Genomic DNA, 12302 nt, shown 5'->3' with positions numbered 1-12302 from the left:
ATGGCTTTCGTCAGTGCCTTTGTTGCCGACAGCGCCGACGTCGCGGAGAACGCGAAGCTCGGCGAGGGCACCAAGATCTGGCACCAGGCGCAGGTGCGCGAGGACGCGCAGCTGGGCGAGAACTGCATCGTCGGGCGCGGCGCGTACATCGGCACCGGCGTGCGGCTCGGCGACAACTGCAAGGTCCAGAACCTCGCGCTGGTGTACGAGCCCGCCCAGCTCGCGGACGGCGTGTTCATCGGCCCGGCCGTGGTGCTGACCAACGACACCTACCCGCGCGCGATCAACCCGGACGGCAGTCAGAAGAGCGCCTCGGACTGGCAGCTGGTCGGCGTGACCATCGCCGAGGGCGCCGCGATCGGGGCCCGAGCGGTGTGCGTGGCGCCGGTCCGGATCGGTGCGTGGGCGACGGTGGCGGCGGGCGCGGTGGTGACGAAGGACGTGCCCGACTTCGGCCTGGTGGCCGGGGTCCCGGCGCGCCGGATCGGCTGGGTCGGCAAGGCCGGCGCGCCGCTGCGCCAGGAGGGCGAGCGGTGGGTGTGCCCGCTGACCGGCGCGGCCTACGTCGAGCGCGACGGCGTGCTCGAGGAGGCCTGACCTCACCGCCCCAACAGGTTCGCGGCCACCTCTCGGGTCGTCGCCGAGTCCTCGATCGAGCTCAGTGCCTTGGCGGCCCGGCCGGCGTTGTGCTTGATCGCCCGCACCCGCTCCTCGGTGAGCGCGGCGAGGGTGTCCCGCAGGGCCCGCGCGGTGGCGTCCGGCGCGATCGCGCCGAGGTCGTGCTCGGTGATCAGCCGGTCGGTCTCCGGCGCCGAGGCGAACACGACGCCGAGCCGGGCCTGGACGAAGTCGAACATCTTGTTGGGCAGCATCAGCCAGTGGTTCGGGGTGAGTCGCGGCAGGCTGTAGATGCCGACGTCGTAGGCGTTGAGCGTGTCCACCAGCTCCGTCGTGGGCACCGGCGGATGCAGCGTCACGCGAGGTTCGTCCGCGATCAGCGCGCGCAGGCCGGCCAGGTACCTGCCGCCGTCGCGGGCCGGGACCAGGTACAGGTCGAGGGTGAACCGCTCGTCGAGCATGCGCACGGCCTTGACGAGCGCCTCGATGTTGCGCCCGGGCACCGCTCCCCCGCTGTGCACCAGCCGGATCCGCCCCGGGGTGACCTCGCTCGGCGTGAGCTCGCGGAACGCGCTCGCGTTGCGCACCGTGTGCGTGCGCACGCCGAACTGCGTCTCGTACATCGCGCCGATCGAGTCGTTGACCACGGTCACCGCGGACATCTTCGGCAGATACTTCCCGCACTGGTGGGCCATGAACGGCTTCACCAGCAGCCGCCACGAGCGGACGTGCGTGCGCTCCTCGGGCGCCCACTCGTGCATGTCCGCCAGTACCGGGGCGCCCTGCGCGACCCGGTGCGCCACGGCCATCGCGCGGGCCTCGTTCGCCACCACCAGGTCGAAGCGCCGGGCACCGACGAGCCGCAGCGCCCGCCGGACCGCCGGCGCGCGCAGCTCGACCGCGTCGTGGCGGCGCAGCGCGAGCAGAGCCACCCCGGGGAAGGCCTGCGGCAGCGACGGCAGGGCGACGTCGATCGCCACATGCTCGGCCGCCGCCGCGGGCTTGTCGCCGTAGCCGAGCGTGGTCACCTCCCCGAGCCCGGCCAACACGTCCAGCTGGCGCAGCACCCGGGAGTCGGCGCTGATGTCGGAGAAGGACACGCAGAGGATCCTTCGTCGCGCGGAGGTCATGCCGTCCTCACGCCCGAGGTGCCCGCCGAGGTTGCCTCGCGGACCCGCTATCGTCGTGGGCCGTGAGCAGCATTCGATCGGTCATGACCACCCTCAGTCGCATGCCGGTGGTCCGCGAGGTGCGACGGCGCACGTTCAAGAGCACTGCCAACTACTGGGAGAGCCGCTACGCGAGCGGCGGCAACTCCGGCGCCGGCTCCTACGGCCGGCAGGCCGAGTGGAAGGCGGAGATCGTCAACGACTGGGTCGCCGAGCTCGGCGTCACCTCCGTGATCGACCTCGGCTGCGGGGACGGCAACCAGCTCTCGCTCGCGAAGTACCCGCGCTACCTGGGCCTGGACCCGTCGTCGACCGCGGTGCGTGGCTGCATCGAGCGGTTCCGCGGCGACGAGACGAAGAGCTTCCTCGCCTACGACCCGTCGACCCTGGCCGACCCGGCCGGCTGGCTGCGCGCCGACCTCGCGCTGTCGATGGAGGTCATCTTCCACCTGATCGAGGACGAGATCTTCGTCGACTACATGACCCGGCTCTTCGACAGCGCCGAGCGGTACGTGGTCATCTGCAACAACGCCACGGCCGACGACGAGCGCGCCGCACACGAGCGGCACCGCGACTTCACGAAGTGGGTCGGCACTGAGCGCCCGCAGTGGACACTGGACAAGCGCGTCGACCCGCCCGCCGACGTCGACCTGCAGTCCTCGTTCTTCTTGTACCGCAAGGGCTGAGTCAGCTCCGACCGCGCCGCCACGGGCGGGGGATCGGCAGTCTCGCCACCTCCGCCCGGTTCAGCGCCCACCACACGACGAGGAACCCGAGCGCCAGCACCGGGTCCAGCAGCAGTGCCAGGCCGGCCGCGTGCTCCACGAGGACGAGCCCGCCCGCCAGCGCGACGCCGAGCAGGACCTTCACGTACACCAGCGCCCACCGGTGGCCGTCCTTGCGCCACACGACCGTGATCGGGATCGACGTGATCACCACGGTGCCGCACAGGTAGCCGAGCGCCACGCCGGCCGTCCCCATCCGCGGTGCCACCGCGACCCAGATCGCCGCGCCCACCAGCATGCCGATGATGCTCGCCGCGGTGTTGACCATCATGCCGCGCTGCGAGCGGCTGTTCAGCGCGTTCACGCTGGCCACGCAGAGGTTCGTGGCCAGCACCGCGGCCGCCAGCACCGGCAGCAGCTTCTCCGCGCCGGCGAACTCCTCGTCCCAGACCACGTCGACGATCAGCCGACTGCAGACCATGATCGCGCCGAAGATGGCCACCAGCATCACGGCCAGTCCGCGGGTGGCGGCGTCAGTGCGGGCGCGGAAGGCTACGAGGTCGCGGCGTCCCCACGCCTCGGACATGGACGGCAGCAGCACCAGCGACAGCGAGGCCGCCAGCAGCGACGCCGGCGTGGCCAGGGCGATCGCCGAGGCGTACTGGCCCGCCTCCGCGTCGCCCGCCGTCAGCATGGCCGCGACCTGGGAGAGCTGGAGGAACCCGGTGCTCGCGAGCGAGCCGATCGCGCCGAGGGCGACGAACCCGTCCAGCTCGCGGCGCAACGTCCGGTCCGGCCGGCCGCGCGCGCCGTAGGGCCAGCTCGCCAGCGTGTACAGCCCGTAGGTCGCCACGAGCGGCAGCACCAGCGCGGTGTCGCGCACGCCGGCGAGCAGCAGCACGACCAGGCCGGCGAGCCCCAGCAGCACGCTGGTGACGTCCCACAGCGTGGCCCGCGGCACCTGACCCGCGCCGAACTGGACACCGCGGGTGAAGCTGTAGCCGGAGTAGGCGATGGTCAGGCCGGCCACGCAGAGCGCGTCGGTCCAGGAGCCGTCGTCGATCAGCATCCAGATCGGCAGGCTCGCCGCACCCAGCAGCACGCCGGTCTGCATCGTGCGCATCCGCAGGTGCGCCGCCGCGGACCGGGCCTGCTCGGGACTCTCCGCGCCCCGCGCCCTGGCCAGGAACTTCGACGCGGCACTGCCGGTCGTCGTCGGCCACAGCAGGGCCAGCGTCAGCGACGTCGCGATGGCCGAGGCCACCACGCCCAACACGCTCGCGCCGGCGAGGTGGCCGACGAGGAACGCGGTGGCGAACCGCAGCAGTCCCTGCGCGACCAGGCCGATCGTGCTGTACACGCCGCCGCGGGCCAGCGAGGTCGAGGTCGGCTCGTCCAGCCGGACCGGCCGCAGCATGCCTCGCAGCTGCACGACGGTCACCGGCGCGCCGCCACGACGTCGCGGTGCACGGCGGCGACGGTGTCCACGGCGTGCCCGACGTCGAAGTGGTCGTGCGCCCACTGCCGGACCTTCTCCGGCTCGTGCGGCACGGAACCGTCCAGCACGGACACGGCCGCGGCGACCGCGTCGGCCACGCTGCCGCCGAGCACGGGCGGGGCTGTGTCGGCGTAGAGCGGCAGCGGCACCGGAACCACCATCGGCGCGCCCGCGGCCAGCGCCTCGATCTCGCTCACCGCGAGGATCCCGGCGGCCTGGCCGACCACGACGTGCGCGCCGGACAGCAGCGCGAGGTAGTCGGCGTGGTCGCCGCGGGGCAGCAGCGTGACGCCGGCCGCCGCCGCGTCGGCCGCCTGCGGTCCCCAGTCGAGGCCGACCACGTCCGCGCGCCCGTCGAGTGCACCGACCAGCGCGGCCGCGGTCTCGAGCTGGACGGCGCTGTTCTTGTCCGGCGACCAGCGGGAGGCGAACACGACCCGCGGCGGGCCCGGCGTGGGCGTCCACGGCGCGATGTTGTCCACGTCGATCGGCACCGGCAGGTACACGGCGTCGTCACGGTGCGGCAGCACGTGCTCGGCGAGGTCGGGCGTGGAGAAGAACACCGCCTCGGCGTCGCGCAGCGCGTCCCGGATGCCCGCGCCGCGGCTCGGCTCGTACTGCGCGGTGCGCACGTCGGAGCCGTGGCAGTGCAGGACGTAGCGGGGCGCGCCGAAGCGGGAATGCGCCACGGTGGACGCGGAGTGCACGTGCACGATGTCGTGGCGCCGGGCCAGCAGCCGCAGCCGCGCCACCCAGGCGGCGCCGATCAGCGCGCGCCTGGCCTGCCCGGTCGGCCCGCGCCACTCCTGCGCGGGGGCGGCCTTGGGCAGGTAGTGCCACGCGAAGCCGCGCCGGGACGCCTCGGCGATCAGCCGGTGCGCGGTGAACGCGGCCTCGTTGACGTGCAGCACCGACGGCTGGGCCACCGGCGTCACGCCCGCTGCCCGAGCAGCTCGGCGGCGAGAGTGCGGGTCACCGCGGAGTCCTCGACGGAGTTCAGCACCTTGGCCGCCTTGTCGGCGTTCTGCTTGAACCCGCGCACCTGGTCCTCGGTGAGCTCGGCGAGCGTGTCGTGCAGGGCGCCCTCAGTGGGGTCCGGCGCGATCGCGCCCAGGTCGTGATCGAGGATGATCCGGTCGGTCTCCAGCGAGGCGTTGAACACGATGCCCAGCCGCGCCTGCACGTAGTCGAAGATCTTGTTGGGCAGCATCAGCCGGTGGTTCGGGGTGAGCGGGGGCAGGCTGAAGATGCCGACGTCGTAGCCGTTCAGCGTGTCCGCCAGCTCGGCGGGCCGGACCGGCGGGTGCACCCGGATCCGCGTCTCGTCGCCGATCAGCGCGCGCAGGCTGTCCAGGTACTTCCCGCCGTCGCGCGCGGGTACGAGGTACATGTCGAGGGAGAACCGCTCGTCGAGCCGGCGCACCGCCTCGATCATCGCCTCGATGTTGCGCCCGGGCACCGCTCCCCCGCTGTGCACCAGCCGGATCCGGCCGGCGGCCATGTCGCTCGGCTCGAGGTCGCGGTAGGGCCCGGTGTTGCGCACGGTCCGCGGCGCCACGCCGAACCGCTCGGTGTACATCGCGCCGATCGAGTCGTTGACCACGGTCACCGCGGACATCTTCGGCAGGTACTTGGCGCACTGGTGGGTCATGAACGGCTTGACCAGCAGCCGCCAGGACAGCACGTGAGTGCGCTCCTCGGGCGCCCACTCGTGCAGGTCGGCCAGCACCGGCGCGCCGTGGGCGATCTCGTGCGCCATCGCCATCGCGCGCGCCTCGTTGGCCACCACCAGGTCGAAGCGGCGGTCGCCCACCAGGCGAAGCGCCTCGCGGATGGCCGGCGCGGTCAGCTCGACGGCGTCGAAGCGGCGCAACGCCAGCCGCGCCACTCCCGACAGGGTCTGCGGCAGCGACGGCAGGGCCTCGTCGACCCGCAGGTGCTCGGTCGCCCCCGGCGGCTGCTCGCCGTACGCGACCGTGGTCACCTCGCCCAGCTCCGCCAACACCTCCAGCTGCCGGAGTACCCGGGCGTCCCGGTTGATGTCCGAGAAGGAGATGCACAGCACGCGCTTACCCGCCATGGGCGGGAAGCCTAGTCGCGGCCCCCTGACGGCGACCGGGCGGACGAGGGCAAATACAGTGGCCCCGACGCTCCGCCCGACCAGGGAGAAAGACACATCTCGTGAACCGCACCTCAGGGGACCGTGACGAAACCCTGCCACAAGTACGCGATCAAGCCGACCATTCGCTCGCCAAGGCGACCAACAGTTTGATTTTTCGGGGAGGCGGCACAGTGAGCAAGGAGTTCATTCCGCCCGCCAAGCCGATCATCGGCGACGAGGAACGCGCGGCGGTCGACGCCGTGCTCCGTTCCGGGATGCTGGCGCAGGGCGCCGAGGTCGCCTCCTTCGAGGAGGAGTTCAGCGCGACGCTGCTGGACGGCCGCCCGGTGGTCGCGGTCAACTCGGGCACCGCGGGCCTGCACCTGGGTCTGCTGGCCGCCGGTGTCGGCCCCGGCGACGAGGTCATCGTGCCGTCGTTCACCTTCGCGGCGACCGCGAACTCCGTGGCGCTGACCGGTGCCACCCCGGTGTTCGCCGACATCGAGCTCGACCACTACTGCCTCGACCCGCGCAGCGTCGACAGCGTGATCACCGAGCGCACCAAGGGGATCATGCCGGTGCACCTCTACGGGCACCTGGCGAACATGCCGGCCCTCACCGAGCTCGCCGACTCCCGCGGCCTCGCGCTGTACGAGGACGCCGCGCAGGCGCACGGAGCGAGCCTCGGTGGTCGCAAGGCCGGCACGTTCGGCGCGTTCGCCATGTTCAGCCTCTACCCGACGAAGAACATGACCTCCGGCGAGGGCGGCATGATCTCCACCGGCGACGCCGACCGGGAGCGGACGCTGCGGCTGCTGCGCAACCAGGGCATGTTGAAGCAGTACGCGAACGAGATCGTCGGCTTCAACGCCCGGATGACCAACCTGCACGCGGCGATCGGGCGGGTGCAGCTGACCAAGGTCGGCGGCTGGACCGAGACCCGCCAGGCGAACGCCCGGTACTTCGACGCGAACCTGAGCGGCGTCGGCGTGCCCGTGGTGGCCGACGGCGCGGTGCACGTCTACCACCAGTACACGATCACGGTGCCCGACGACCGGGACGGCTTCGTCGCGGCGCTGAAGGAGGAGCACCAGATCGGCTCCGGCGTCTACTACCCGATCCCGAACCACCGGCTCGAGTCCTTCCGGCGCACGGAGGACCTGCCGAACACCGAGCAGGCCGCGAAGACGGTCGTCTCGCTGCCGGTGCACCCGTCGCTGGACGCCGAGGACCGGGAGCGGATCGTGCACGCGGTGAACACGTTGGCGAAGGCGGGTGCGTGAGATGGCTGACCTGCGAGTGGGCCTGATCGGCCTGGGCATGATGGGCCGCCATCACGCGCGCGTGGTGCGCGAGGTCGAGGGCATGGAGCTGGTCGCCGTGGCCGACGCCACCGGTGACCCGCACAACGTCGCCGGCGGCCTGCCGGTGCTGGGCGACGTGCACGAGCTCATCGCCGCCGGCATCGACGCCGCGGTGTGCGCGGTGCCCACAGGCATGCACGAGGAGGTCGGCCTGGCGCTGGCCGAGGCGGGCGTGCACACCCTGATCGAGAAGCCGATCGCGCACAGCGTCGAGGCCGGCGAGCGGCTGGTGAAGGCGTTCGCGGCGCGCGGCGTCGTCGGTGCGGTCGGCCACATCGAGCGGTACAACCCGGCGCTGCAGTCGCTGCGCGCGCGGATGGCGAACGGCGACCTCGGCGACATCTACCAGATCGCCACCCGTCGCCAGGGCCCGTTCCCGGCCCGGATCGCGGACGTCGGCGTGGTGAAGGACCTGGCGACGCACGACATCGACCTGACCGCGTGGCTCGCGCAGTCGGAGTTCCTGACCGTGTCCGCGCAGGTCGCGCTGCGCTCGGGTCGGCCGCACGAGGACCTGGTCGCGGCGACCGGCAAGCTGGCCAACGGCGCGGTGACCAACCACCTGGTGAACTGGCTGTCTCCCATGAAGGAGCGGGTCACCGTGGTGACCGGCGAGAAGGGCGCGTTCGTCGCGGACACGCTCACCGCCGACCTCACCTTCTACGCCAACGGCGTGGTCGACACCGAGTGGGACTCGGTGGCCAACTTCCGCGGCGTGTCGGAGGGCGACGTGACCCGGTTCGCGATTTCCAAGCGCGAGCCGCTGCGCACCGAGCACGAGAGGTTCCGCGACGCGATCCTGGGCGAGGACGCGGACATCGTGACGCTGCAGGAGGGTCAGAACACGCTGGCCACGGCCGAGCAGGTGCTGACGTCGGCGGCGATGGCGGCGGTATGAAGATCGTCCTGGTGACCCGGCTGTTCGCGCCGGAGGTGGCCGCCGCCGCGTTCCGACTCAAGGCGCTCGCCGACGGGCTGGCGGCGACCGGTCACCAGGTCACGGTGCTCACCACGAAGCCGCCCGCGAACGCCGGCACGCAGTCGTTCGACGACTACACCGTCAAGCGCTGGCCCGTGCTGCGCGACGCGGGCGGCAACGTGCGCGGGTACGTGCAGTACGCCAGCTACGACTTCCCGATGATGGCGCGGCTGTTGATCAGCTCGGCCGACGTGGTCGTCTCCGAGCCGCCGCCCACCACCGGCGCGCTGGCCGCGCTGGTGTGCCTGGTGCGCCGCAAGCCGCTGTACTACTACGCGGCGGACATCTGGTCGGACGCGCTCGTGGCGATCAACGCGCCGGCCTTCGTGTCGGGCGTGATGCGCGCGTTCGAGCGGTTCGCACTGCGCCGCGCGCGCGGCGTGGTCGCGGTGTCCGACGGTGTGGCCGAGCGGGCCCGCGCGCTCGGCGCCCGCAACGTCGAGGTGATCGCGAACGGCGTCGACACGTCGTCGTTCCACCCGGTCTCCACACCCGACTCGGAGCCGTACTTCGTCTACACGGGAACGATGTCGGAGTGGCAGGGCTCGGATGTCTTCGTGCGGGCGATGCCGATGGTGCTGGAGAAGCATCCGTCCGCGCGGCTGCGCTTCTTCGGCCAGGGCTCGGCGGAGCCCGCGCTGCGCACGCTGGCCGCGTCGTTGGCTCCCGAGGCCGTGGAGTTCGGCGGCGTGGTGCCGCCCGCGGAGGCGGCACGCTGGATCAGCGGCGCGACGGGCGCTTTGGTGAGCATCGTCCCCGGCCAGGGCTACGACTTCGCCAAGCCGACGAAGATCTACGCCGCCGCGGCGTGCGGCACCCCGGTGCTGTTCGCCGGCGTGGGCGCGAGCGCGACTATGGTTACCGAGAACGAACTGGGCTTGGTAGCCGACCACACCCCGGAGGCCGTGGCCGCCCAGATGATCGCCATGCTGGACGGCGACCGTCCGGACGGCACTCGCCTGGTGAACTGGGTGCGCGACAACGCCTCCCTGTCCACCACCGGCCGCCTCGCCGCCAAGTGGATCACCTCGGACGCAACCACAGCCCGCTGAGTCGCTAGCGGGCCGCCGCGAGCAGGGCGTTGACCGCGGACTCCGCGGCGTGGCCGTCGCCGTATGGCGCCGCCTCCGTCGCGGTCGGGCGAGGGCGCTCCACGATCCCGGGCAGAGCGGCGAAGTCGGAGTTCATCAACACGTTCCAGCCCAGCTCGACGGTCTCGACCCACTCCGTCTCCGGGCGCAACGTGGTGCACGGCACGCGCAGGAGGAAGGCCTCCTTCTGGAGCCCACCGGAGTCGGTGATCACGCCGGCACTCTGCATGGCGGCGTTCACCAGCTGCGGGTAGCCGACCGGCTCGGACAGCAGGATCGAGCCGGCGTCCAGGTCGATGCCGTGCCGCTCCGCGAGGCTGCACAGCCGCGGATGCGCGAGCAGCACCACCGGCTTGCCGACCTTGCCGATGTTCTCCACGATCGCGCGCAGCCGCTCCGGGTCGTCGGTGTTGTCGGGGCGGTGGATAGTGGCCACGTAGTACTCGCCGGGCGACACCGGCGCGGACAAGGCCGGCGGGGCGCCGGCGACCTTGTCGCGGGTGGCGAACAGGACGTCGGTCATCACGTCGCCGACCAGCACGCTTCGCGCGGCGAGGCCCTCGGTGGCCAGGTGGTCCATGGCCACCTGCGTGGGGGCGAGCAGCAGGTCGGCGGCGTGGTCGGTGAGCACCCGGTTGTGCTCCTCGGGCATCCGGCGGTTGAACGACCGCAGCCCGGCCTCGAGGTGCGCGACCGGGACGTGCAGCTTCACCGCGGCCAGCGCGGCGGCGAGCGTGGAGTTCGTGTCGCCGTAGACCAGCACCCAGTCCGGCTCGGCGTCCTCGACGATCTTCTCCAGCCCGGCCAGCATCGCGCCGGTCTGCTCGCCGTGCTTGCCCGAGCCGATGCCCAGGTTGACGTCCGGCTCGGGGATGCCGAGGTCGGTGAAGAACGCGCCGCTCATGTTGTGGTCGTAGTGCTGTCCGGTGTGCGCGATCCGATGCTCCGCCCGCCCCGACATGGCGCGCGCGATCGGCGCCAGCTTGACGAACTGCGGACGCGCTCCCACGACACTCAGCACTCGCACGGCGCGCGAGTCTATCGGTGCGCCCTCGCCGACCTGCTGTTGGTGTGCCGTGGACAACTACTGCGAGCGCGTCGGGCCCGGCTTCTGGGCCGAGCCGCTGAACGCGGTCAGCAACCTGGCCTTCTGGCGGCGGCCGTCGTGGCTTGGCTGCTGATCCGACGGGCCCGCCCACCGGCGAGCTGACCACGCTGCCGGTGCTGATCGGCCTGATCTTCGTGGGCAGCGCGACGTTCCACACGACCGCCACGGCATCGGGCATGGCTCGCGGCGCCGGTGTTCCTCGCGTTCACCGTCGTGGTCTCGCTCGCGATCGGCGCGCTGGACCTCGACGTGTCCGGCATGTACGTGGCGGCCCTGCTGGGCTTGGTGATCCTGGGTTCGATGCTGTTCCTGGTCACCTACACGGCGATCAGCCGGTGGAGGACGGTGTCGAGGCGAAGTGCATGACGCCGCCGTCCTGGTGGGTCGGCCACGCCGGAATCCCGTCGTGGGCGGGGTTTCCGGTCCGGGCGAACGCCGCCCACGCCGGTGCCATCGCGTCCGCCAGCGCCATCTGGTCGGCTGGGTCCGCACCGGCGAGCATCGGCGCCTCGCGCCACGCGTCCAGCGTGCCGAACACGAACGGCAGCTCCAGGCAGTGGCTCGCCCCGAACGGCGCGCCGGCCGGGGCCCAGTCGAACCGGTAGACGTATGACCGCCGCGCCCCGGCGGCGATCTCGGGCACGTCGCGCTCGAAGAAGAAGTCGGTGGCCAGCAGGCTGAGGACCTTCCGTGGATCGGCCCCGGGTGCGCGCTCGGCGATCCGGTCGAACTCGGCCTCGGCCGCGTCGCCGAGGAAGTCGCGAGCCACCGCGACCGCGCCGGCCCGGTCGGCGCCGGCGAGGCGCCGGCAGGCTCGGACCCAGCCCTCGACCTCGTCGCGGGTACTGCCCACGAGGCGGTCCATGCCGTCGGCCCAGCCGGGCGTGCCGACCAGGTCGGCCGCGACCAGGTCGCCGTCGACGACCAGCTGGAACGGCGGCTCCAGCCGCAGCGGCGGCGCCGTTCCCATCAGCGTGGCCTGAGCGTCGAGCAACCGCTCGACCGGCAGCGTCCGCAGCCGGTGGATCTGGTTCGGCTTCAGGTCGAGCAGGTGGAGGTACTGCTCAGTGACGGCCGTCGCGTCCCCCGGCGACCGCGGCGCGATCCCGGTCGGCGTGCTCTGCAGGACGACCCGGTGGAACAGGCCGGCGGCCCGCGGACTGGACATCATCGCGAGCGCGGACAGCGCCCCGGCGGACTGGCCGGCCAGTGTGACCCGGTCCGGGTCGCCGCCGAAGTTCGCGATGTTGTCGCGCACCCACCGCAGCGCCGCGACCTGGTCGTGCAGGCCGGCGTTGCCGGTGCCCAGGTCGTCGGACAACTCACTGGGACAGAGGAACCCGAGCGCCCCGAGCCGGTAGTTGACCGTGACCACGACGATGCCGCCCTCGTCCGCGAGCCGCGCACCGTCGTACCAGTCCTGCGCGCCGGCGCCGGCGGCGTACCCGCCCCCGTGCAGGAACACCAGCACCGGTCGGCGTTCGCGCAGGCCAGGGCTCCACACGTGGACCGACAGGCAGTCCTCAGCCATGCCGGCGAGCCGGATCGGTCCGACGACGGCCTCGAGCCGGCACGGCGGCTGCGGTGACGCCGGCCCCGGCCGGCGGGCATCGCGAACCCCGGCCCAGCCCGGCCGTGGCTCTGGCGGG

At 72.4% G+C, this 12302-nt stretch carries 12 protein-coding genes; 6 read left to right on the top strand and 6 right to left on the bottom strand.

The features are described 5' to 3' along the window. Complete coding sequence (locus tag ACRDSK_RS07470) at nt 1-597, top strand: DapH/DapD/GlmU-related protein (protein WP_431439215.1); 597 nt, start codon at nt 1-3, stop codon at nt 595-597. Between the two features lie 2 nt (nt 598-599). Here the strand turns inward: ACRDSK_RS07470 and ACRDSK_RS07465 are convergent, their stop codons facing one another. Then, nucleotides 600-1718 (bottom strand): hypothetical protein, encoded by a 1119-nt coding sequence (locus tag ACRDSK_RS07465; protein ID WP_431439214.1) that lies wholly within the window; start codon nt 1716-1718, stop codon nt 600-602. A 113-nt stretch (nt 1719-1831) separates the two neighbouring features. Here ACRDSK_RS07465 and ACRDSK_RS07460 point away from each other — a divergent pair, with 113 nt between their 5' ends. Next, nucleotides 1832-2473: a class I SAM-dependent methyltransferase gene (locus ACRDSK_RS07460; RefSeq protein ID WP_431439213.1), complete on the top strand. Its 642-nt coding sequence runs from the start codon at nt 1832-1834 to the stop codon at nt 2471-2473. Nucleotide 2474: 1 nt separating this feature from the next. Here the strand turns inward: ACRDSK_RS07460 and ACRDSK_RS07455 are convergent, their stop codons facing one another. The 3 genes from ACRDSK_RS07455 to ACRDSK_RS07445 are packed head-to-tail and all read right to left on the bottom strand — an operon-like array spanning nt 2475 to nt 6090. Then, entirely contained in the window at nt 2475-3953 is a 1479-nt protein-coding gene (locus ACRDSK_RS07455; protein WP_431439212.1) for a lipopolysaccharide biosynthesis protein, read from the bottom strand. Next, nucleotides 3950-4945 carry a hypothetical protein gene (locus ACRDSK_RS07450; protein WP_431439211.1) on the bottom strand — a complete coding sequence of 332 codons (996 nt, stop codon included), beginning with the start codon at nt 4943-4945 and terminating at the stop codon, nt 3950-3952. Before ACRDSK_RS07450 ends, ACRDSK_RS07455 begins: the two co-directional genes overlap by 4 nt. After that, nucleotides 4942-6090 (bottom strand): hypothetical protein, encoded by a 1149-nt coding sequence (locus ACRDSK_RS07445; RefSeq protein WP_431439210.1) that lies wholly within the window; start codon nt 6088-6090, stop codon nt 4942-4944. Before ACRDSK_RS07445 ends, ACRDSK_RS07450 begins: the two co-directional genes overlap by 4 nt. 212 nt (nt 6091-6302) lie before the next feature. Between ACRDSK_RS07445 and ACRDSK_RS07440 the strand changes: the two genes are divergently transcribed. The 3 genes from ACRDSK_RS07440 to ACRDSK_RS07430 are packed head-to-tail and all read left to right on the top strand — an operon-like array spanning nt 6303 to nt 9506. Next, nucleotides 6303-7394 (top strand): DegT/DnrJ/EryC1/StrS family aminotransferase, encoded by a 1092-nt coding sequence (locus tag ACRDSK_RS07440; RefSeq protein ID WP_431439209.1) that lies wholly within the window; start codon nt 6303-6305, stop codon nt 7392-7394. A 1-nt stretch (nt 7395) separates the two neighbouring features. Then, nucleotides 7396-8373: a Gfo/Idh/MocA family protein gene (locus ACRDSK_RS07435; protein ID WP_431439208.1), complete on the top strand. Its 978-nt coding sequence runs from the start codon at nt 7396-7398 to the stop codon at nt 8371-8373. Next, complete coding sequence (locus ACRDSK_RS07430; protein ID WP_431439207.1) at nt 8370-9506, top strand: glycosyltransferase family 4 protein; 1137 nt, start codon at nt 8370-8372, stop codon at nt 9504-9506. The genes ACRDSK_RS07435 and ACRDSK_RS07430 overlap by 4 nt, the downstream gene beginning before the upstream one ends. A gap of 4 nt (nt 9507-9510) precedes the next feature. Here the strand turns inward: ACRDSK_RS07430 and wecB are convergent, their stop codons facing one another. Then, on the bottom strand, nt 9511-10572 hold the full coding sequence (gene wecB, locus ACRDSK_RS07425; RefSeq protein ID WP_431439206.1) for a non-hydrolyzing UDP-N-acetylglucosamine 2-epimerase: 1062 nt from the start codon (nt 10570-10572) through the stop codon (nt 9511-9513). Between the two features lie 273 nt (nt 10573-10845). Between wecB and ACRDSK_RS07420 the strand changes: the two genes are divergently transcribed. Continuing rightward, nucleotides 10846-11019 (top strand): hypothetical protein, encoded by a 174-nt coding sequence (locus ACRDSK_RS07420; RefSeq protein ID WP_431439205.1) that lies wholly within the window; start codon nt 10846-10848, stop codon nt 11017-11019. On the opposite strand, the gene ACRDSK_RS07415 is transcribed toward ACRDSK_RS07420, so the two are convergent. Then, a partial coding sequence (locus ACRDSK_RS07415) for a carboxylesterase/lipase family protein (RefSeq protein WP_431439204.1) occupies nt 10982-12302 on the bottom strand: 1321 nt, incomplete at its 5' end. The two genes, ACRDSK_RS07420 and ACRDSK_RS07415, sit on opposite strands and share 38 nt — an antisense overlap.

It is taken from the genome of Actinophytocola sp., from assembly GCF_050699915.1.
In the GTDB taxonomy this organism is placed as follows: Bacteria; Actinomycetota; Actinomycetes; order Mycobacteriales; family Pseudonocardiaceae; genus Actinophytocola.
Note: the sequence above shows the minus strand (reverse complement) of the source record. Positions and strands in the feature narration are given on the sequence as shown.